Source organism: Candidatus Methanomethylophilaceae archaeon (assembly GCA_017524805.1).
GTDB lineage: Archaea > Thermoplasmatota > Thermoplasmata > Methanomassiliicoccales > Methanomethylophilaceae > Methanoprimaticola.
The window spans coordinates 1-20,359 of the sequence record JAFXUX010000027.1; the positions used below are offsets into that span (position 1 = coordinate 1).

A 20,359-nucleotide genomic window follows, 5' to 3' on the forward strand; every position below is an offset into this window, starting at 1 on the left:
AGATCTCGAAGAACTGCAGGAGCATCTTCGGGCTGTTCGGGGTCGATGTCCCGAAGGAGCCGATCTCGGGCGTCGAGGTATGCGACCTCAGGCGCCTTGCGATCTCCAAGGACTGAATTACTTACATGCGCAGAATTTCGGTATGGAAGCTATGTAAAAATGCATTATCGCAGATTTGACAATAATCTGGCTGTTCGACTTAGAATACCAATCGAACAACCCTCCATGAGATCGGGCACCAGAGCATAGTCTGGGGCTTCGTATATAAGCTCGGAGCCATCAAAAACCCCCGCCCTTTCCTCTCTGAAACCGGGCTTCTCTATGAGTCCGAATGTAAGAACATCGTGGATTCTGAGGAAATCCTCTACCGACGAGACATCGAACTTCCCTATCTGGGAGTACGCTTCTATTGCGTTTTTTGTTTCCACTATTTCGTCGAACGGCCCTTGCACCGTTTTTCCGTTTATCATATCGATGGTTTTGCTCAGCGGAAGTTCATTACCTTCTATGGCCAATGATGAATTTATCGACCGTATGTGAGAGCTTTTGCGTAGTATCGCTTGGGCTTTGCCTTCCATAGCCGAAAGATGGGAGATGCAATCGTCGATTCTCACCAATTGGCGGAACATCTTCTCCGTCAATTCATACCTCGGCATCGAATCGAACTCCATGCAGATGCGATGCATATTGGCGATAAAAATTTTCAAGCGGCAATTGCAGCGCAACCACTTACATTGCTACTATCATTGCTACTCTACGGAGTGTCAATGAACTAAACGCCGTTGACACGATTAAGATGAGATACCGTCTTTATATCCGACGGGCATCCGGAACCATGGCGAAGGAGATCATTGTCGCTTTGATAGACGGCTACATCGACGACCCGGCGGCGCTTGGCGTCCCGCCGTACATCTCTCCGATGATCCGCTCCATCGCCGGGGCAGCTATCGATGCGGGAGCGGACAGAGTGGAATACGTTTCCATCGACATGATCCGCAAAGGGAAGAAGATTCCGGACGCATCTGTCACTATAGTCTTATCAGGAAATACAGTCCCGGGAAAATACCTCCGCTCCATGCCGATGTCCTCGAAGGAACTGGAGAGCATCTTCCCCCGCCTGAAGGGATGGCGCCTGATAAGCGGCTCGGCGACGGACTCCGCGATCGCCCAGAAATTCGATTTCATCATCAGAAAAGACCCGGCAGCATCCCTCTACGATGGGATGATGGGAAAAGAAGTCAGAGAAAGGCTGCGCACGCTGGACGAATGGAACAGGTGGATGCTCCTGGGGGCAGACATCGTCACCCAGCACCAGGATTTCCCTCAGCCGCTGGTCGCCGAGATAGAATCCTACCGCGGATGCCACAGATACGCCACGGGAGGGTGCTCCTATTGCATAGAGCCCCTCAAAGGGAAGCCCCTGACCAGAAAACCCGAGGACATACTGGCCGAAGCCCGGAAGCTGAGGGATTTGGGGGTTACGAACATAAGAGTCGGAGGACAGACATGCATCGTCTCCTATGGATCCGATGACGAATCCTCCGTCCCCAAACCGAACGTCGCCGCGATAAAAAAGCTGTTCGAAGGCCTCTCTTCAATGGGTTTCAGCACCATGCACGTGGACAACGCGGATGCGGCGGTCATCGCCACGTATCCCGACGAATCCCGCGAGGTCCTTAAGACTATAGTGGAATGCTGCACCGACGGAAACGTGCTCGCACTGGGGATGGAATCCGCCGATCCCAGAGTGTACATGGAGAACAACCTGAACAGCACCTCAGACCAGGTCCTCACCGCCGTCAGGCTCATAAACGAAGTCGGCAACGAGAGAGGCCCCAGAGGAATGCCGAAACTCCTCCCCGGAATAAACATCATATGCGGCCTGGACGGGGAGACCGCAGCCACTTACGCCATGGACCTGGATTTCCTCAGAAAGATAAGGGACGAGAATCTGATGGTCAGACGCATAAACATCCGCCAGGTCCTTCCGGTGAGGCGCGAATTCGACGTCAAAGTGGACCAGAGAAGGTTCAAGAAATTCAAGGAAGAAGTGCGCTCGGAAGTAGACCGCGCCATGCTGGAACGCGTCGCCCCATACGGAACCGTCCTCAAAGACGTCTACGCCGAACTGAACGACGGAAACGTCACATTCGGCAGGCAGATCGGATCGTACCCTCTTCTGGTGGGGATCCCATACAGAATGGAGACGGAAAAGTTCTATGACGTGTTCATAACCGATTGGGGGTTCCGCTCGATCACCGGCGTGACATATCCGTTCGATATCAACCGCCTGCCTCTCAGCGCCTTGGAATCCCTCCCCGGGATCGGAAAGAAGAGGGCGGCGAAGCTGGTCTTGGAAAGGCCTTTCTCTGGGCCCGAGGATTTGGCCGAAGCCATAGGCGACCCCGAAGTGGCTGAAAAGCTGCTGAGAATCGTTTGGCCTTCGCAATGATCCCCCTATGCATCGCATCCCCCTTATGCCACCGATATATACGAGAGAGTCGTTTTTCCAACCATGTCTATCCTCGTCACCATCGCTCTGATAGGATCCATCACCGCGATGATCATAGGCGGCGTATTCGTCATAATGTATCTTCGCAGCCCCAGCAAAAATACGGATGCCAGAATCGCCGATCTGAACCTCAGAACCGATCTGAAACAAGGGGATTTCATAGAGTATGAAGTCGAAAAGCAAGGCACCGCATATTCGGAGAGATATGAGATCGTCTCCGAGGAAGACGGCAGATACTCGGTGGAGAAGACGGACGGCACCGAAACCATGTCGGCAGCGGAATTCCTTGGGAAGCTCCGCAGGAACGCCCAGAAGATGTCCGGTATAAACTACAGGGACGAGATGGTCCCCACGCACTGGGGAAACGTCAGCTGCACCCTGTACGAGATAAACTCCGGGAAAAAGATCCTGTACATAGGAAAAGACGGCGTCCTCTACAAAGAAGAGGAAACCGACGGCAGCTCCAAGACCGTCAGGACTTTGAAGGACACATCCCTGCTCGGATGAGCCTGCTGGATACCCTGCGGCAGACGGTTGATGGCCATGGACGCGAGACTTTCCGCCAAATTCCCGTTCCTTAGGGAGGCATCGGAATTCGCGGCGGAAAACTCCGCGGACCTGGAATCCCTCATAACGATGGAAAGCTTCTCGCCCGCCCGCGCCCGCGGCAAAGAGAGGGTCCTGGACGCCATAAACTCCGGCGAAGTCGCATACAAACCTCTCATGAGGGATTACGACTGCCTCATGGAGGTCCTGTCGTACCCGTACGCGAGGATTCTGGTGTCTACCATATGGGACAGATACCTCACCAAGAGGTACGCTCTGGGAGAGGCCGTCCGCATGAACAAAGTGCTCTCCGACGAGGACCGCCAGACCATCCTTTATGTCTCGGATGAGCTGGGCTTCAAAGCCGCGACGGACAGCGACGGCACGATGCGCATGAGCTTCCCGGATTACCTCATGCTGTCCAGCAGGATGAAGAGCATCGACTGGAAGCTGATAAACAGCGACATCCGCTCCGGAATCGTGTTCCTTCCGAAGGAGAAATTCAACCGCCTGATGCAGAACGCCCTGCAGGACAAGATAGAATCCGAGCTTCCCCTCAAACCTCCGGAAGAATTCCTGCCGTATCTGAAAAAGGACTGCGACGAAGTGAGGGCGGCGTTGGAAACGGCCAAGATGAAGATGAGCCCGACCCGCGGGGAAGGCATGAAAGACGAATACCTCCCGCCCTGCGTATCACATCTTCTGGAACTGGCCATGAAGGGAATCAACCTGCCGCACAGCGGAAGGTTCGCCCTGGTAACGTTCATGTCCGCCTTGGGGCTGGATTACGACGGCATCATCAGGATCTTCGCGGAATCCCCTGATTTCGACGAATCGAAGTCGGAATACCAGATAAAACACATCACAGGGGAGCTGTACGGGAGGGACGCTTATACCCCGCCGGAATGCAAGACGATGAAGACCGAAGGATTGTGCTTCGAGCCGAACGCTCTCTGCGCGAAAATAAACCATCCTCTGAACTATTACAGGATAAAGGCCAGAGGCCCCCGGAAACCTGATGGGGAAGCCCCTGGAAGCAAAGCCTGAGCTCAGTTTTTCTTGTCCTCGGCGCAGAGGTTCCGCCAGGTTATGATGGCCCTCTGAATCGCGGTGAGGTTCCCCACCACGGCGAACCAAAGCATCATTATCTCGAGCCAATTCAGGGTGAAACCGGCTATTTCGAAGGATCCGAACCCGAACTGCATCATGACGAACTGGATTATCGGGAACAGCGTGGAAAGGACGACCCTGTCCGCGCGGCCGAGGAGCCCCGCATACAGACGCGGCGCGCCGATGGCCTGGGCCTGCGTGCCCATGTACGAAGTCAGAAGCACCCCGACCAAAGCGGCCATGCCGAGATATGGATCGCACCAAGAGCTCACCGCGACGCCGCCGATCATGAAGACATCCGCGTATCTGTCGAACACGTGGTCCAGATAATCGCCTTTGCGGGAAGCTTTCCCGGCCAGTTTGGCCACTTTGCCGTCCAGCGCATCGAAATATCCCGACACGATGACCGATATAGCGCCGACTATCAGCAGATACTCTTTGCCTTCGAATCCGCTGAGATAGAACAGCACGCCGCACAGCAGCGCTATTATGAGCCCGATCCACGATATCAGGTTGGGATTGACCCCTATCAGCTTCTTGGCCACCGGGGCCAAAGCGAAATCTGCTCTCGCTCTCTGTCCGTCTAGAACCATTTCTCCATCTCCTGAGACCAGTCGACCTTCCCCGGGGGGAACTCTCCCCCGGAAGCCGCCTGTTCGATCATGTCAGCGACCTCCGCCACGGAATGCCCTGTGCAATCTATCTCGGCCACCGGGATGTCGGTGTCCACAGATTCGCACAGGATCACGTCCAGAACCTCGGACCTGACGTTCTCCAGAACCTTGGATTCGCCGTATCCTCTGGCTCTGAGCCTCTCAGCGACCGTATCAGGGGAGCATCTGAGGACGATTATGCGCCCGCAATCCATGTAATGCGAAAGATGCCCTTCCATGAACGCGGTGCCTTCGCGCTCTCTGTACTCCTCCAGCGAATCGTTGAGAAGGTCCAAATCCACCTCGTGAGTGTCTCTGCTCTCATCCAGGGGCCCCATAAGGCCGTGCGACATTATATGGGCTTTCAGGTCCACGACCTCGAAACCTCTGGAACGGAGCTCGGCCGACGCCGCGCTCTTCCCGACGCCCGGGGTGCCGGTGATCGCTATCAGCATCCGGAAATCTCCCCGAAATATGGCTCGGCCCTCTCCAGCGCGGCCTCCCACGAAGGCGTGTTCGTAAGCGCTCCGACCTTCTCGACGACGAAGGACGAGACTGCGGCGGCTATCACCAGAGCCTCTGGGATGCGGTATCCGCGATACAGAGAGGTATAGAAGCCTGCCCTGTAGGAATCTCCGGCGCCGGTGACATCAGCCACCTTGTCGGCTTTCACCGCTGGGATCCTGATCCTCTCGTCTCCCATGCGCGCTTCGCTCCCTTCGGATCCGAACGTGCATACGGCCAGACCGACTTCGGCGTCGAAGATGCTGCTCTTCCCTATGTATCTGGCGAGGGATTCCGCCTCTTTTTCGTTACAGAACACCGCGTCGGAAAGCTCCAGCGCCGCCGGGAAAGTCTTTTCGTTCCATATGCGATGGGATTCCTGCGCCGGATCCACGGCAATGAACGCATCCGGAAGCCGTCCCATCAGATCGATGTAATATGACGGCTGGCCGGTGCAGAAATGCACGAATCTGGACTCGGACGCCATTTTTGTTAGCGTTATGCCGGTATCGCCAGCGAATCCCTGGGGACCCTGGTAGAACAGGACCTTCTGGACCATATCCTGGTCGTTGACGACTATCGCCTTCGACGTATCGTACCCGTCCACGTGGACGAAGTCGTCCATGATCAGACCGGAATCCCTGATCTCCTTCTCGAACGAAGCGGGGAAATCCGCTCCGACCATCGCGCATAAGGCCGTAGGGCAGCCGAGCCTCGCGGCGGTAACCGCGATGTTGGTGCCGGTTCCTCCGAGCGTCGTTACCGCTGAGATTACGTCTTCCGTTGTCCCCGCAGCGGGGAATTTCTTCACTCCCATTATCTGATCTATAGTCACGTGGCCATAAACCGACAGGAAGGGGCTCATGTACCCTCCTTCCAGCCGGTAATGTAGCTCACCTGCGAGTCGGTAAGAGTATCGATCTCTACGCCCATGGATTTCAGCTTGATGGCGGCTATCTCGGAATCGATCTCCTGCGGGACGGCATAGACCTTGGGCTCCATCTCCTTGTAATGGCGCGACATGTGGACGACGCCCAGCGCCTGGGTGGAGAAGCTCATATCCATTATCTCCGCGGGATGCCCCTGCCCGGCGGCGAGGTTCATCAGGCGGCCCTCGGCTATGAGATACAGGCTGCGGCCATCTTTCATCTTGTATTCGTCGATGAAATCGCGGACCCTTTCGCATGACACAGAGCCTTCCTCGAGGGCAGGCTTGCTGATCTCGTTGTCGAAATGCCCGACGTTGCCCATGACGCATCCGTCCTTCATGACGGCGATGTGCTCCGCCGCGATGATATCTTTGCAACCGGTGACGGTGATGATGAGGTCGGCGACCTTTACCGCGTCGATCATCTTCATGACCTCGAACCCGTCCATCTTGGCCTCTATCGCTTTGACCGGATCCACTTCCGTAACGATGACGGAAGCACCGAGGCCTTTGGCCCTCATCGCGACGCCTTTGCCGCACCATCCGTAGCCGGCGACGACCAGCCTCTTACCGGCGACGATGAGATTGGTGGCGTTCATCCACCCGTCAAAGGCGGACTGGCCGGTCCCATATCTGTTGTCGAACAGGAACTTCATCTTCGCGTCGTTGACGTTCAGAACAGGGAACTTGAGCGCCCCGTCGGCGGCCATCGCCTTGAGGCGGACTACGCCGGTGGTGGTCTCCTCGTTCGCGGCTTTGACGGTGGACAGCACCTCTTTGCGGGAAGTGTGGGACATTGCTACCAGATCGGCGCCGTCGTCGATTATGAAATCCGGCGACATGTCGAGGATGGAGTTGAGGTTGCGATAGTATTCCTCGGAGGATTCCCATTTTTTGGCGTATACTTTCAGGCCGAACTCCTCGCGCAGCGCGAGGACAACGGAATCGTCGGTGGAAAGCGGGTTGCAGCTGGCCAAGCGGATCTCTGCCCCGGCATCGGCCAACGTTACTGCCAGCATCCCGGTCTTAGCTTCGGTGTGGAGGGCCATACCTATCTTGAGGCCGGCCAACGGCTGCTCATCGATGAAGCGCTTCCTTATGTCCTTCAAAACTGGCATGTGGCTTTCGGCCCAATGGAGTCTGAGACTCCCTCTTTTCAATTCGTCGTCCATTTTATCGCTCCCTGAATTCTGACATGAGGTTGTCGCATATGCATTCGACGGTCCTGCGGCGGCAATCCGATGAAGAGAATTCTTTTTTGATCCTCTCGATGCTCTCGGAATCCCCTGAAAGCTCGCCTATGAAACGGATGATGTTCTCCAAGGCTCTGGTCATCTCGTCGGAGATCGGGACGCTGGCGGTGCGGGAAGTGCGGGACAACGGGTTGAGATCGATGGATATCACCGTCTTGCCCATGGATACCAGCGCTTCGGCGCGGTCGCCGTCCTCGATCGGGACAATGATCACATCGCTGGAGAATATGCCTTCGCCAGTGCACAGCGCGCGGTCGTGGTTCAGACCTTTGATCCTTTGGTCGGGTTCCCTCCCAAGAACGTTCTTGGCGCCTTTGGATTCCAGATACGAGATGATGCCTTCCATCCTCTCCGGCGTCCTGTGGAACAGGTTGACCTCTATCTTCGCAGGGATACATTCCGCGAGCTTTATCAGATTGCCGGCGTCGAGCGCGGCCGCATTGCCGTTGACGCAGACCACGGGGTTCTTAGCCCCCAGAAGGAAAGCCGCGGCAGCTTTCTCCGCGTAGAGAGCCGCTTCGGTGCTCTTCTCCCCCATCAAATAATCGTAAGCTTCCCCGCGGCCGTGGGAGATCAGTCCGGTAGGCGTAACCAAACCTTTCTCCACCATTTCGGCCAGACGCTCCCTGGTAACCAGGGATTTGTATCTGGGATGATCCTTAGGGATTTCCATGCCATGAGTACTTACGCACTCATATTTTAGTGTTTTATGGGCATCAAAATGGATTGGAGACATGGCCGGACCGTCATAAACAAAATATCGTAAGTCTACGTTGCGCCGGACATGCCTGAAATCCGCATAGTCGTCGTCGGAGCGAAATTCGAGGGCAACGTAGGCGCCATAGCGAGGTCCATGGCGAACTTCGATGTCAAAGAGCTGTATCTCGTGAATCCCTGCGAACTCGGGGACGACGCCTATCGCAGATCCAAGCATGGGTCCCAGATCCTCGATGACGTCCACATCGTCACCGGATTCGAGGATGCCGTCAAAGATTGCTTCCTGGTCGTGGGAACCAGCGGAATCACCACGAAAGGCGACAGGAACTACACGCGCGTCCCGGTTCCGGTGCGCGAGTTCGCGGAGCAATGCAGAGGCTACCCAGAGAAAATAGCCATAGTGTTCGGAAGAGAGGATATCGGCCTTCTTCAGGAGGAGCTCAACCTGTGCGATGTCCTCATAACGATACCGGCCGGAGAGGAATATCCCATCCTCAACCTTTCCCATGCGGCCAACATCGTGATGTACGAGATGTTCCAGGCGGAGCACACCAACAGGAGGGCGGAGCCAGCGGACAGGGACGAGAAAGAACGCATGTTCGGATTCTTCTCGGACCTCATGGATGCCATTGATTACCCCCTCACAAGAAGGGAGATGACGCGCGTCATGTTCAGAAGGATGATGGGGCGCGCCATACCGACGAAATACGAATACAACACGATCATGGGCGTCTTCGGCGACGCATCGAAAATAATCAGGCACGGAAAGCCGTGGGAGAAGAAAGGGAAGGAGTGAACTGCCCTTTCTTGCCCGTGCCCGATAACGATTCGGCAGAGCCGGGGCGGTATCGCAGATCCTTGCCCATTACCGAAAGATAATCGGGGCGACGAGTGCCTTTCTCCGGTATGCGGCGTATCTCTGAGAAGCCATACTTCTTGTAGAAAGCTATGGCGCGCCCGTTGTAATGGTTGACCACCAGCTCCGCTTTGGAGCACCCCTCATTCATGCCGGATTCCAGGATGCGGTCCATGGCCCAAGAGCCGAGCCCCAGCCCGCGGAAATCCTGGAAAAGATACAGTTTGCTTATGGTTAGAACCTCATCGCCCACTTTGTATGACAGATATCCGGCCCTTTCGCCCCCATAAACGATATAGAAAAACCTGTACCCCCGGGAGATCAGGTCCCTGACGGCATCCGGGCCCATCCAATCCGGATAGAACTCGTCCACGCGCTTCTTCCCCCCTTCGACCAAGGGCGCATATGTCTCGACCCACACGGGATATGCGAAACGCGAGAGCTCCTCCGCCCCATCCGGTCCGATCGGCTCGAGCGATGCTTCCATGAAATGCCTAACGGCAGGCGCCGTATATCGAATGTACGCTCCCGTCAGCTCCAAACCGAGAAGAACACCACAATTTTGGTGTCTTCCCTGTCGTTTCTGCGCACTATGTCCGGGACGACTCCGGTCATGGCGGCAACCTTATCGTAAATCGCGTCGGATTCGGCCTCCCCCAGCTTCGAGCTGACCGCCACGACTATTCTGCCGACCGGATCGACCACCGCCGGAATGGAAGAATCGACGGCCTTCTCTATCGCGATTATGGGGTTCAGCTCCGAGACATAGGCGAAGGTGTAGATCTTATCGAAAAACGTGGAATAAAAAGGACCTGAAAGCATATCGGCGATGCATTTCACCGTGAATATGATGGAATGGGAGATCATCTTCAGTATGCTCGGAGCCTTTGCGTCGGGGCACATCCTTATGATGGCGTCCCCGTCGAGAAGATACATGCGATCGGAGCTGTCAGAAATCTTGCCCAAAACCTTCTGGGCCCTGCCCCTTCTCTCCGATTCGAAGGACATCGGCAATCCGATGACCGAAATCGTCCTGCACCCGCATTCCTTGGCGCAATCCAGGATCACCGGCACCATCCCCGTTCCCGTCCCGCCTCCCAGCATGGAGAACACGATCGCCGAGCGATAGCCTTTGAGCGCCTCTTTGATCGCGTCCATGTTCTCGAAAGCAATGGAGAACGCCAGATCCGCGTCGCCGCGGCAGCCTTCCATGCCCGGGTGCCCCACCGGCACGCCGCTGGATCCGTCGGAATTTATGAGGAGCACCGAGTACTCCAGCACGGATTCCGACTCCGCGAAAATACGGCATCCGGCGCCTCCGCAGGCTACTATCAGAACGTCGCGCAGACCGATCCCTCCGGATAAAACGCTGGCGGCACGGTCTGCATAACGGATAAGGCATGAAAATCTGCCCGAATATGGGCAGAAAGGGTAAAAGGTTTATGGATGTGAAACTCAGAATCCGAACAGTGCGCCAAGGCCAGCTGCCGCGTCCTCTTCGCTCACAGTCTCCTCTTCGGGCTCGTCGGCGGCTGCTGCTGCGGGTGCGGCGGCTGCTGCTCCGGCGGCGGGGGCGGCGGCACCGGCTGCGGGCGCGGCGAAGGCTGCGCTTGCGATAGCCTCTTTGATGTCGACTCCCTCGAGAGATGCAACGAGAGCTTTGATCTTGGCTGCGTCGGCTTCGACTCCGGCGGCAGTGAGGATTGCTTTGATGGCATCCTCGGTGATGTCCTTGCCGGCAGAGTAAAGCACCATTGCGCTGTAAATGTACTCCATTTATCTCAACTCCTTTACAGATCGAACAATGCACCGAGTCCTGCAGCGGCTTCTTCCTCGCTGACCTCGGTGTCGTCTTCTTCTGCGCTCTCGGCGGGTGCGGAGGCTGCGGACTCGACGGGTGCGGCAGGAGCCGCTGCTGCAGCAGAGCTTGCCCTCGCTGCGATGGCGTCGTTAGTGTATCCGCATGTTGCGGCCAAGGCGAGCATCTGAGCGTCTGCCTTTGCCAAGAGCTTGTCGATGTTTTCTTTGGTGGGTATCGCGGCCTCGAGAGAAAGTCCGATGCTCTCTCTGTACGCCTTTGCGATGAGCGGCACGATAGTGTCCTTCGTGGGGAACGCGATCGATACGCCGAGCGCAAGCGCGTCGTGAGCGGCCGTAGCGAACATGTTGGAATAGTAGTCTTCGGGTATGTCCAGGACGTCCCTCTTGTAGATGACCCCATCTTCGTAGGCGGCCCTGAGGTCCATACCTACGACCATGGGAAGGATCTCCAGTTTGGGGAGCATCGCGGCGATGGGGCCGGATATGGGCTCTCCCTCTTTGACGAGAGTCGTGTCCTTCCTGACTGCTATCTTTCCTGCCTCAACAGCGGCAGGTATGCCTATTTTCTGAAGTTCACCGATAATCGGGCCAGGTCCGAAGGGAGTCGGTCCTTTGTGTACAACGATATCGTAGGGTGCGAGCTGCCCCTCCTTTGCGGGAGCGGCGGTCTTGGTCGACTCGAGCTTTTTGAAGAGCTTGAACGAATCGATGTCGGTAGTGACAATCGCACACTGACCGTGGACAGCTTCCTTGAGCTTTTCGATGCCGGGCTTCTCCTTTGCCATCTCGTCGAGAGCAAGGAACATGAGTTTGTCCTTGGTCATCTTGACTTTGGCGTGGTTTCTGAGTCCGGCCCTCATGGCTTGGATCTGCTGTCCGGGAATACCCTCCATGTCGACGACAGCGACGACGGGGTACTCGCGCATATCCTGTACCAGCTCGCTTACCATGTCCTTCTTCCAAGTTGCGACGTGTGCCATCTTTGAGCCTCCTTACAAAGCGATCTTCTCCGATGGACCCATCGTGGTCTTGACATAAGCGGAAGCGATGTTGTGCTTTCCCTTCTCGAGGTGGGCTTCGACACGCTTGAGGATGAGATCGACGTTGTCCGCGATCTCTTCCGCGCTCATGTTGACCGTTCCGACGGGTGCGTGGAAGGTCTTCCTGTCTTTCGTCCTGATGGTCACAGACTTGCGGAGACCTTCGATCATCGGGGCGGGATCTGCTCCCGGAGCGATGGGCTTAGGCATCTTTCCGCGGGGACCGAGAACGGTACCGAGCCTCTTACCTACGACAGCCATCAAAGGCGCTTCGGCGATGAAGTAGTCGGTTTCGTTGGCGATCCTCTTGGCCTGTTTCTTGTCGCCCGCGATCTCCCCGAGCTCTTCGGGGGTGATGACGCGGTCAGCCACGTCCTTGGCTTTCAAGGCAAGTTCGCCACCACCAATCACGCAGATCTTGACCGGCTTCCCGCGTCCGTTCGGGAGGATGATATCCTCGGTGATACGGTTCTTCGGGATAGTCAGGTCAACATCAACGAGATTGATAGCCAACTCAACCGTTTCAGTAAAATTGCGCTTCTTCGCACTGTCCAGTGCTTTCTGCACAGCCATTACGGTTGGTTTTTCTGCCAATACAATTCCTCCTCGTAGTGCAAACGAGCTTTTGGGCTCTCCTACAAGCAGTCGGCCTTAGACATGGGTTATATTTAAAACTACCCAATGAACCCATAAAAAGCGATTCTATTCGCGCGCAAGGAAAGGATGCCGCGCTTATAGTTAAAAACTGAAAAAGGGGGCCTGAGCCCCGGTTTCTCTCAGAACTTGTCGTCATACTCGCCGGCTTTGACGGCGGCGGTGAAGTCCTTGGGGTTCTTTCCGTCGATGGTGACTCCGACGGAAACGCAATTGCCCGCGACCTCGAGGACCCTTGCCTTGAGATCGGCTCCGAGGAGGTCGTCCTGCTTCATGTCGGCGATCTTCTTCGCCTGATCGAGAGTGAGGTTTCCGACCTTCTCAGTCCTTGCGTTGTGGGCCCCGGAAGATACTCCGAGCTCTCCCTTGATCAGGGCGGACATCGGAGGGGTTCCGACTTTGATGTCGAAAGTTTTGTCGCTGTTGATGAGCACCTTTACAGGAACCTTCATCCCGGCGAAAGCTTTCGTCTTCTCATTGATCTTAGCGATGACCTGCCCGATGTTCACGCCTTTAGGGCCCAGGGCGGGACCGAGAGGCGGGCCTGCGGTGGCCTTGCCTCCATCAACCATTGCCTCAACAGTATCTACCATTGCTCATATCTCCTTTAGTGATTCTGACTTTCGATGACCCTAACGCTGTCCGCTTTGACGGTGATGGGTATCGGGACCATGGCTTCGATGAGCTCAACAGTGATCTCCTCTTTGTCCTGGTCAATCTTCTGGACCCTTGCCTTCTCACCCTTGAAGGGTCCGCTGACGAGTTCGACGATGTCTCCCTCTGAAATGCCGATGACAGGGGACGCGGGGGTGAGGTACGGCTCGATGTCCTCTATCGACGTTTCTCCTTCGATGAATTTCCTGGCTTTTTTGATTTCCTTGGTCTTCTCGAGGAGACGTTCCGTGTTCATGCCTTCGACGAACACATATCCTCTGAGTCCCTGGGGGCTCAGAATCGCATAGATGTCCTTCTCACCGAGATGGGCTTTGGCGTTGAGGGTGTCCGCAACGCTCTTCTCCTGGTCTATCTGGGTCTTCAGGATCATTATGGACTGTTTTGCGACGGCTTCGAAATCCATCGAATCCGCGCTGGCGGAAGATTTGGCTTTTATCTCGATCCTCACGGAATCGCCATATCTCACTCCGCTGGGGCACTCGGCGCTCAGATAGAACCTCTTGGGATTGTCTACCGAGATCTGGGCCTCGCCGGTCACCGCGCTGTTCCATATCTCCGCGGAACCGTCGCTGAGCGAAACCTCCCATTCGGGGGCATCGTCACGTCCGTAAACGACTGAGAACGTAAGGGCCGTAGGCGACGTCTTGGGAGAGGCTACGAACTCCCAATTGACGATGCTTCCGGCGGACACTTTCTTGACGCGCTCATCTTCGGTGGAGAATATGCCGCCGATAGGTGCGGGGGCTTCGGACGCCTCCTCGCTGGACTTGAACTCCTCTTCGAGATCCTCAAAATCCTCGTCGAAGTCCATGTCGTCTTTTGAATCGCCGGAAACGATCTTGCTCAATGCTATGCCTCCATCAGAAGTACTTAGGCAGATACGTCATAAGCCACCAGATGGCGAACCCAAGGGCACCAATCAGTATGATACCCAATGCGGTGATCATCATAGTTTTTTTATGCTCTTCCCTGGTCGGAGTATGGGCGGTCTTGAGGATCTTCCCATACTTCCCCTTTCCGAAGCCACGCGCTTTCGATTCCATCTCTTCGGAAAAAGCCTGCACTGCCGAGTTATCTTCAGCCATGTTACCGTTCTCCAGCCGCCGGCCGTCGGCAGCCCTTATCCGTTTTTCGTTACCACTGGGGCAACCTCAAACGGGAATGTCCGTTAATCGTGTCCTTCTCTTAAAAGTTTCGTAGGTAGCTTTACAGAAACGGCATCAAAATCCGTTTTGAACGGTGTATCAGACGATATCACCGGCGACTGAGTCAGACTCCCGTGCCGCATGCTTCCTAACGTATTCTGGCTGTCGGCTGCGATTGCCTGATGCAGAATAAACACCCCGTACGCCCGGAGATAACCCTGACCCAGATGTTGGAGTCTGTGTAGATTATAAATAAGGGTTGTAAATAAGGTCTCACACAAGGGGATACAAATATGGAAGAAGTACTCTGCAATGTTGAACTCGTGAAAGAAAACAACGACTTTGTCGTTAAAATACAGAGCGATCTCGGCGGAATCAGGGAGTACAGATCCGTCCAATTCGAGGAAGTCCTCGAGCAGCTCGTCCAGGATATGCAGGAAGAGTTCGAAACTTTCTGACAGGTGGTACCATGGTAGTAGCGGCATCAGACGATATGAAACACGTAACCGATTACCTTGACTATCTCGCGGAAGACACATCCATCCCGAGAAACATCAGAAAAGGCGCTTCGGACGCCAAGGCAAGGCTTCTGGACACGAAAGAGCCCATGGACATCCGCGCAACAAGCGCGATCGTCATCCTTGAGGACCTTGCCAACGACCCCAACATTCCCCTTCAGGGCAGGACCATAATCTGGCAGGCCATCAGCCAGCTGGAAACAATGAGCCGCCAGAACTGAGCGGTAATTCCGGCCTTGGATGGCCGGATACCGCCATAAAACAAAAAGTGGGCAGAGATCGGCTCCGCCCTCGGTTTTTCCGCTCTTCTATAATTTTAAGGAAATTCCTAAAGACATCCACCCCGTATTCGGAGTCCTCGACCTCCGGGTGGAACTGAACGCCGTATATGGGACGGTCTACGGACCTCACGGCCTCGTGCGGGCACGTATCGGAGGAGGCGATGACCTCGAAGCCTTCGGGGACGACCTTCACCTCATCGTTGTGGGATGCCCACACCTTGAATCTGTCTGGGAGCCCCCTGAAAATATCGTCGTGGGACCTCACGTCGATGGTGACCCCGCCGAATTCCGGGACGCTTCCGGGGCCGAGTTTCCCGCCGAAATGCTCGCAGATCAGCTGCATGCCGGCGCATATCCCGAGGACCGGGAAATCGGCTCTGTCCAGGAATTCGCCGCAGTTCCCGAGGCGCCCGCCGTCGGTGGCGACTGAAGGGGCCCCGCCGGAGAGGATTATCCCATCAGCATCGGCTATGTCTTCGAACGGCGCGGTGTTCGGGACGATCTTGGTATCGACTTTGAGATACCTGAGAACGCGCCATTCGCGGTGGGTCCACTGGCCACCGTTGTCGATCACATACACTTTCATGCCGCGCCATCGGCGAATCAGATAAAAATCTGGCGGACCGAAGGAATCTCCGGACCGCGGATGTTTCATTCCCACTCTATGGTCGCGGGAGGCTTGCTGGTTATGTCGTATACCACGCGGTTGACCGAATTCTTCATGGTGTTGGTGATGCGCGTGGAGATGGAATCTAGAACTTCCATCGGGATCTTGGAATACGTGGCAGTCATCCCGTCCACCGAGGATACGGCGCGTACCGCGATTGTGCGGCCGTATGCCCTCCTGTCCCCCTGGACCCCTACCGATTTGGACGGAAGAAGCACCGCGAAGTATTGCCATGGCATGTCCATCTTCCCGGCCACGGAAGCTGTCATGATCTCGTCCTCGACGATGAAGCACGCTTCCCGGACGATCTCTATGTCTTCCCTTGTGACTTCGCCCAAGCATCTGACCGCGAGCGCAGGTCCGGGGAACGGCTGCCTCTCCGAAGATTTGACGCCAAGCATCCTGGCGAGGTCGCGGACCTCATCCTTGTACAGGTCCCTCAGAGGCTCATACAGGCTCATCCCCAGATCTTTGGGGAGCCCTCCGACGTTGTGATGCGATTTTATCGTGTCTCTGACGCCGTCGCCGCTTTCTATCCAGTCAGGGGCGATGGTGCCTTGGACGAGAGTGTCGGCGCCGAAATCCTTGGCTTCCCTCTCGAAAACGCGTATGAACCTCTCGCCGATGGCCTTCCTCTTCTCTTCCGGGTCCGTAATCCCTTTCAAGGCGGCGAAGAACTCGTCGCCGGCATCCACTATCCTGTAATTGATGCCCATTTCGGACAGCATGCCGCGGACTTCTTCGGTCTCTCCCTTCCTCATCAGGCCGTTGTCGACGTAGACCGCCAGCAGCCTGTCCCCTATCGCTTTGCTCACGAGCACGGCGGCGACCATGCTGTCCACGCCTCCGGAGCAGGCGATCACTGCTTTCCCAGGTATCTTCTCTGCGGCGGTGCGTAGAGTGTCCTCGATGAAATCATCGGCACCCAACATCGGCTGCCACCTTCTCGGAGTCGGCAATCACTTTTCTGGCCTGCTCCAACCTATATTCGCAGAGTTTCGCCCTGACTTCCGGATCCCTGGTGGCGATTATTTCCGCCGCAAGGACCGCGGCATTGTCGCCTCTATCCAGACCGACGGCGGCAACGGGGATTCCCGGAGGCATCTGAACGATTGACAGCAACGAATCCATGTTCACGGGACCGCTGACAGGCACGCCGATGACCGGCCTGACGGTATATGAAGCGACTGCGCCGGGAAGAGCCGCTGACAGCCCTGCGATCGCTATGAAAACATCGGAGCCGCTGCTTTTCACGAGCTCCTCCACCCTCCCAGGGGTCCTGTGCGCCGAGGCCACGGCTATGTCGAACTGTATGCCGAATTTCTTCAGCATGGCCATCGATTTCTCGGCCACCGGGAGATCGCTCTTGCTTCCCATGATTATGGATACCTTGGACATCGACGGCAACTACTGCATAACCGATATTAATCTTAGCGGTAGGAATCAATAAAAAGCGAAAAGTAAAGGGTTTTGGGAATGGGTCCGATCAGCTCTTGAGAACTGTGATCAGGAATATTCCGACTGCGACGAGAGCGCCGATAAGGACACCGATGAGGTTGACGATGGCATTATACAGCGTATCGTAAAGCTCGACTTCACAGAAGGGCGATATGTCGCTCCATCCTACGAGCCATGCCCAGACGACGAAGACGACGAGACCGACTACAGCCATCACACCGCCGAACGCTCTGCTTTTGCCAGAGCCGAGGATCGCGGCGAAAGCTCCTGCTGCGATCATCACGATGGCGAATGCGAGGACGATGAGGGTCACAAAGGTCATTGGATCCATTTTTTGCCTCCATTATTCTGCCCGCGAAGCGGGGTTGTTAGCGACATGAAAACATTGGCCGTAGTTAAACCTACGCATAAAAAACCGACGCAATCTGGAACGGTCAAATCGACACCCAGATATAATCAGACACCCTTCTCCGCCATGACCGCATGCATCCATCAAAGTGGTGATTTTTAACAACCAATATATAGAAACGCGAACGAATAATCGGTTCATTGTTTATAAATAATACACAAATTTTATATATGAAATGCATATATAACCATCAAACAACCGTATACGGAGTATACAAATAGGGTATGTTGTGGTGTCCATGGAGCATCTCGGCCGCGTCGAAGAAATAACCAGCGACGGCAGGCTGATAGTGAGATGCGAAACGGTTCCCGACATAGGCGACACCGTGTTTGATGCGAAGATGAACAGGATCGGGACCATAGGGAGGGTGTTCGGACCTGTTGACGGACCGTACGCGTCCGTATCACCTGACAAAAGCGTTGACTCCCCGAGAATGAAAGGGAAAGACATCTTCTACAAAAAGAGGCAGCAGAATGGCAAAGACAAGAGAAGGAACAGACGAGATCGAAGTCTGCCCGGAATGTGGGAGCCACCATCTCGTACGTGATTATGAGCGCGGCGAACTTCTCTGCGAAGACTGCGGACTGGTCATAGACGACCAATTCATCGATCAGGGGCCTGAATGGAGGGCTTTCGACGTCGAGCAGGGCGAGAAAAGGGCGCGCACCGGCGCTCCGATGACATATACCATTCATGACAAAGGTCTGTCCACGGAGATATCCTGGAAGAACAAGGACAGCTACGGCAAGAGCATCCCGACAAGAAACCGCGCCCAACTGTACAGGCTCAGGAAGTGGCAGAGAAGGATCCGCGTTTCGAACGCCACGGAAAGGAACCTCGCATTCGCCCTTTCCGAGCTCGACAGGATGGCCTCCGCAATGGGTCTCCCCAGAAACGTCAGGGAAACGGCCGCGATGATCTACAGGAAAGCCGTCAACAAGAACCTCATCAGAGGAAGATCCATAGAGGGAGTCGTCGCAGCATCGCTCTACGCCGCATGCAGGCAGTGCGGAGTCCCGAGGACGCTCGACGAGGTCGCCAGCTCCAGCCGCGTCGGAAGGAAGGAGATCGGAAGGACCTACAGGTTCATGACCCGCGAGCTGAAGCTCAAGCTCATGCCGACTAAGCCCCAGGATTACGTCCAGAGGTTCTGCTCCGAACTCAAGCTCACCGGAGACGTCCAGAGCAAAGCGGCAGAGATCCTCAAGGACGCATCCGAGAAGGAGCTCACCTCGGGGAGAGGCCCCACGGGAGTCGCCGCGGCCGCGATCTATATCTCCTCAATCCTCTGCGGCGAAAGAAGGACCCAGAGGGAAGTGGCGGACGTCGCAGGCGTCACCGAAGTCACCATCAGAAACCGCTACAAAGAGCTCACCGACAAGCTGGGGATCGACATCCAGCTCTGAGCCCGCTGTCCGCCGCGTTTCCTAACGGCGGGCGGCAAACGGTTTCCCTTTTCTATGATTCCATTGCGGCGACGGCCATCGCACGCATCCGGAATGCCCCATCAGGGGCGGAACCACTGGAACTCCAGGTACTGTATGCCGTTCTCCGAGACCCTTCCGAACAGGATCTCTTTCTTGACCCCGCCAGAAAGCCTCACCGTCTTGGAGACCTCCGGCCAGGTCTTGATCCCGCCGTCCTTTATCGCGTGGACCAGATACCTTGCGTGGCAATCGTCCGGAGACTCCGTGTACGCGCGGAAATGGTTCCCGTATTTGAACCCGGATTTGGCTACCAGGCCCCTCTCCCTCAGATCATCATAGACCTGCAGACGGATTCTGAATCCGTCCTGGACCGAGGCGCTGAACGCTTCCAGCTCGCCGTCCGACATAGGCTCTCCCGACGGGCCAGTCACATCCAATTTCCCTTTGGATGCGAGATAGCAGCCCTCCACCAGAGAGAGCTGCATGAAAGGTCCGACGGTCTTGCCGAAGTAGCCCAGAGTACGGAGGTTCTCGGCGTCCTCGGCATCATAGACGAATATCCTGTCCCTGACCAGGCGCCCTTTCGCGGGACGTCTCATCCCTTTGACGAAAGCTTTCCCGAATGGGTCGCGCAGGGACATCTTGTAGTATGTGACATCGCCCTCCTCGTCGACCACGGCGTAAAGAATGGCCCTTTTCCTGTCCACGGCTTCCTCGGCCTGATCGATCAGCTCGGATATCTCGAACGACGACCTCTCCGATACCGCCCTCACATAATATTCCGGGCGGGAATTGCTGATGGTCTTGCCGCGGGGGAACACCGATAGATCATATCCGCCCGTCTCGTTCTTCACGACGAACCCTCTCTGGCGGAAATCGCGGTACACCAGGTATTTTATGTCGAAATCCTCGGAGATGGAAGCGGAATGCATGAACAGCTCCGGGAAGCTCATAGGCTTGCCCCTGTCCAAGACTTCCAAGCGGCCGCATTCCAGCAGATACGCTGCTTCTATGAGATCCAAATCGACTCCGCCGCCGCTGCGCGGATACCCGTAATTGCCTCTGGTGTAAATGCGACTCCCTTCGCTCTGGTCGCGGACTTCGACCATATCGTCGGATAGTATCCCTGCCATCGGCCGACCATTGGCGGAAAGATATGTAAACATGAGTGCTGGACGGCCGCGG

General features: G+C 55.9%; 27 protein-coding genes. 8 read left to right on the forward strand and 19 right to left on the reverse strand.

Annotation, left to right across the window (positions count from 1 at the left end; genetic code table 11):
- Positions 1 to 164 precede the first annotated feature (164 nt).
- Positions 165 to 671 carry a hypothetical protein gene (locus IKP20_05415; GenBank protein ID MBR4504390.1) on the reverse strand — a complete coding sequence of 169 codons (507 nt, stop codon included), beginning with the start codon at positions 669 to 671 and terminating at the stop codon, positions 165 to 167.
- A 164-nt stretch (positions 672 to 835) separates the two neighbouring features.
- On the opposite strand from IKP20_05415, the gene IKP20_05420 reads away from it, so the two are divergent.
- The 3 genes from IKP20_05420 to IKP20_05430 all read left to right on the forward strand — a co-directional run bounded on the left by IKP20_05420 (position 836) and on the right by IKP20_05430 (position 4,105).
- Positions 836 to 2,452, forward strand: a complete 1,617-nt coding sequence (locus tag IKP20_05420; GenBank protein ID MBR4504391.1) for a radical SAM protein — start codon at positions 836 to 838, stop codon at positions 2,450 to 2,452.
- A gap of 63 nt (positions 2,453 to 2,515) precedes the next feature.
- The gene (locus tag IKP20_05425; protein MBR4504392.1) at positions 2,516 to 3,019 is read left to right on the forward strand and encodes a hypothetical protein; all 504 of its coding nucleotides are present in this window, start codon (positions 2,516 to 2,518) and stop codon (positions 3,017 to 3,019) included.
- A 36-nt stretch (positions 3,020 to 3,055) separates the two neighbouring features.
- Positions 3,056 to 4,105, forward strand: coding sequence for a DNA primase large subunit PriL (locus IKP20_05430; protein MBR4504393.1), 1,050 nt, complete (start codon positions 3,056 to 3,058; stop codon positions 4,103 to 4,105).
- Between the two features lie 2 nt (positions 4,106 to 4,107).
- On the opposite strand, the gene IKP20_05435 is transcribed toward IKP20_05430, so the two are convergent.
- Genes IKP20_05435 through IKP20_05455 form a run of 5 tightly spaced genes read right to left on the reverse strand, consistent with a single transcriptional unit; the run spans position 4,108 to position 8,179 of the window.
- Positions 4,108 to 4,761, reverse strand: a complete 654-nt coding sequence (locus IKP20_05435; GenBank protein MBR4504394.1) for a CDP-alcohol phosphatidyltransferase family protein — start codon at positions 4,759 to 4,761, stop codon at positions 4,108 to 4,110.
- Positions 4,752 to 5,273, reverse strand: coding sequence for an adenylate kinase family protein (locus tag IKP20_05440; protein MBR4504395.1), 522 nt, complete (start codon positions 5,271 to 5,273; stop codon positions 4,752 to 4,754). The genes IKP20_05435 and IKP20_05440 overlap by 10 nt, the downstream gene beginning before the upstream one ends.
- Positions 5,270 to 6,190, reverse strand: coding sequence for a carbohydrate kinase (locus tag IKP20_05445; GenBank protein MBR4504396.1), 921 nt, complete (start codon positions 6,188 to 6,190; stop codon positions 5,270 to 5,272). The genes IKP20_05440 and IKP20_05445 overlap by 4 nt, the downstream gene beginning before the upstream one ends.
- Positions 6,187 to 7,425, reverse strand: a complete 1,239-nt coding sequence (locus tag IKP20_05450) for an adenosylhomocysteinase (GenBank protein MBR4504397.1) — start codon at positions 7,423 to 7,425, stop codon at positions 6,187 to 6,189. Before IKP20_05450 ends, IKP20_05445 begins: the two co-directional genes overlap by 4 nt.
- Before the next feature lies 1 nt (position 7,426).
- On the reverse strand, positions 7,427 to 8,179 hold the full coding sequence (locus IKP20_05455; protein ID MBR4504398.1) for a phosphopantothenate/pantothenate synthetase: 753 nt from the start codon (positions 8,177 to 8,179) through the stop codon (positions 7,427 to 7,429).
- Between the two features lie 111 nt (positions 8,180 to 8,290).
- Here IKP20_05455 and IKP20_05460 point away from each other — a divergent pair, with 111 nt between their 5' ends.
- Positions 8,291 to 9,019: an RNA methyltransferase gene (locus tag IKP20_05460; protein ID MBR4504399.1), complete on the forward strand. Its 729-nt coding sequence runs from the start codon at positions 8,291 to 8,293 to the stop codon at positions 9,017 to 9,019.
- Here the strand turns inward: IKP20_05460 and IKP20_05465 are convergent.
- From IKP20_05465 to IKP20_05500, 8 genes are all read right to left on the reverse strand, one after another.
- Complete coding sequence (locus IKP20_05465; protein ID MBR4504400.1) at positions 8,979 to 9,566, reverse strand: GNAT family N-acetyltransferase; 588 nt, start codon at positions 9,564 to 9,566, stop codon at positions 8,979 to 8,981. The genes IKP20_05460 and IKP20_05465 overlap by 41 nt on opposite strands.
- 44 nt (positions 9,567 to 9,610) lie before the next feature.
- A complete protein-coding gene (locus tag IKP20_05470; protein MBR4504401.1) occupies positions 9,611 to 10,360 on the reverse strand; it encodes a hypothetical protein in 750 nt (249 codons plus the stop codon).
- A gap of 174 nt (positions 10,361 to 10,534) precedes the next feature.
- Positions 10,535 to 10,855 (reverse strand): 50S ribosomal protein P1, encoded by a 321-nt coding sequence (rpl12p, locus tag IKP20_05475; protein ID MBR4504402.1) that lies wholly within the window; start codon positions 10,853 to 10,855, stop codon positions 10,535 to 10,537.
- Between the two features lie 14 nt (positions 10,856 to 10,869).
- A complete protein-coding gene (locus tag IKP20_05480) occupies positions 10,870 to 11,880 on the reverse strand; it encodes a 50S ribosomal protein L10 (GenBank protein ID MBR4504403.1) in 1,011 nt (336 codons plus the stop codon).
- Between the two features lie 12 nt (positions 11,881 to 11,892).
- On the reverse strand, positions 11,893 to 12,534 hold the full coding sequence (locus tag IKP20_05485; protein MBR4504404.1) for a 50S ribosomal protein L1: 642 nt from the start codon (positions 12,532 to 12,534) through the stop codon (positions 11,893 to 11,895).
- Positions 12,535 to 12,716: 182 nt separating this feature from the next.
- Positions 12,717 to 13,187, reverse strand: coding sequence for a 50S ribosomal protein L11 (locus tag IKP20_05490; protein ID MBR4504405.1), 471 nt, complete (start codon positions 13,185 to 13,187; stop codon positions 12,717 to 12,719).
- Between the two features lie 14 nt (positions 13,188 to 13,201).
- Positions 13,202 to 14,080 (reverse strand): transcription elongation factor Spt5, encoded by an 879-nt coding sequence (locus IKP20_05495; protein ID MBR4504406.1) that lies wholly within the window; start codon positions 14,078 to 14,080, stop codon positions 13,202 to 13,204.
- A gap of 49 nt (positions 14,081 to 14,129) precedes the next feature.
- On the reverse strand, positions 14,130 to 14,354 hold the full coding sequence (locus tag IKP20_05500) for a protein translocase SEC61 complex subunit gamma (protein MBR4504407.1): 225 nt from the start codon (positions 14,352 to 14,354) through the stop codon (positions 14,130 to 14,132).
- 353 nt (positions 14,355 to 14,707) lie between these two features.
- On the opposite strand from IKP20_05500, the gene IKP20_05505 reads away from it, so the two are divergent.
- Together IKP20_05505 and IKP20_05510 are read left to right on the forward strand one after the other, a co-directional pair.
- Entirely contained in the window at positions 14,708 to 14,872 is a 165-nt protein-coding gene (locus IKP20_05505; GenBank protein ID MBR4504408.1) for a hypothetical protein, read from the forward strand.
- Between the two features lie 11 nt (positions 14,873 to 14,883).
- The gene (locus IKP20_05510; protein MBR4504409.1) at positions 14,884 to 15,153 is read left to right on the forward strand and encodes a UPF0147 family protein; all 270 of its coding nucleotides are present in this window, start codon (positions 14,884 to 14,886) and stop codon (positions 15,151 to 15,153) included.
- Here IKP20_05510 and IKP20_05515 read toward each other — a convergent pair.
- From IKP20_05515 to IKP20_05530, 4 genes are all read right to left on the reverse strand, one after another.
- Positions 15,119 to 15,799 carry a GMP synthase subunit A gene (locus tag IKP20_05515; protein MBR4504410.1) on the reverse strand — a complete coding sequence of 227 codons (681 nt, stop codon included), beginning with the start codon at positions 15,797 to 15,799 and terminating at the stop codon, positions 15,119 to 15,121. The genes IKP20_05510 and IKP20_05515 overlap by 35 nt on opposite strands.
- A 65-nt stretch (positions 15,800 to 15,864) precedes the next feature.
- Positions 15,865 to 16,812, reverse strand: coding sequence for a glutamine-hydrolyzing GMP synthase subunit GuaA (gene guaA / locus IKP20_05520; GenBank protein ID MBR4504411.1), 948 nt, complete (start codon positions 16,810 to 16,812; stop codon positions 15,865 to 15,867).
- Positions 16,796 to 17,278 (reverse strand): 5-(carboxyamino)imidazole ribonucleotide mutase, encoded by a 483-nt coding sequence (gene purE / locus IKP20_05525; GenBank protein MBR4504412.1) that lies wholly within the window; start codon positions 17,276 to 17,278, stop codon positions 16,796 to 16,798. The genes guaA and purE overlap by 17 nt, the downstream gene beginning before the upstream one ends.
- Positions 17,279 to 17,366: 88 nt before the next feature.
- Positions 17,367 to 17,669 (reverse strand): hypothetical protein, encoded by a 303-nt coding sequence (locus IKP20_05530; GenBank protein ID MBR4504413.1) that lies wholly within the window; start codon positions 17,667 to 17,669, stop codon positions 17,367 to 17,369.
- A gap of 316 nt (positions 17,670 to 17,985) precedes the next feature.
- Here IKP20_05530 and IKP20_05535 point away from each other — a divergent pair, with 316 nt between their 5' ends.
- Both IKP20_05535 and IKP20_05540 read left to right on the forward strand, forming a co-directional pair.
- Positions 17,986 to 18,294: a hypothetical protein gene (locus tag IKP20_05535; protein MBR4504414.1), complete on the forward strand. Its 309-nt coding sequence runs from the start codon at positions 17,986 to 17,988 to the stop codon at positions 18,292 to 18,294.
- Positions 18,221 to 19,153, forward strand: coding sequence for a transcription initiation factor IIB (locus tag IKP20_05540; protein ID MBR4504415.1), 933 nt, complete (start codon positions 18,221 to 18,223; stop codon positions 19,151 to 19,153). Before IKP20_05535 ends, IKP20_05540 begins: the two co-directional genes overlap by 74 nt.
- A 101-nt stretch (positions 19,154 to 19,254) precedes the next feature.
- On the opposite strand, the gene endA is transcribed toward IKP20_05540, so the two are convergent.
- A complete protein-coding gene (gene endA, locus IKP20_05545; GenBank protein MBR4504416.1) occupies positions 19,255 to 20,307 on the reverse strand; it encodes a tRNA-intron lyase in 1,053 nt (350 codons plus the stop codon).
- Positions 20,308 to 20,359: the final 52 nt, after the last annotated feature.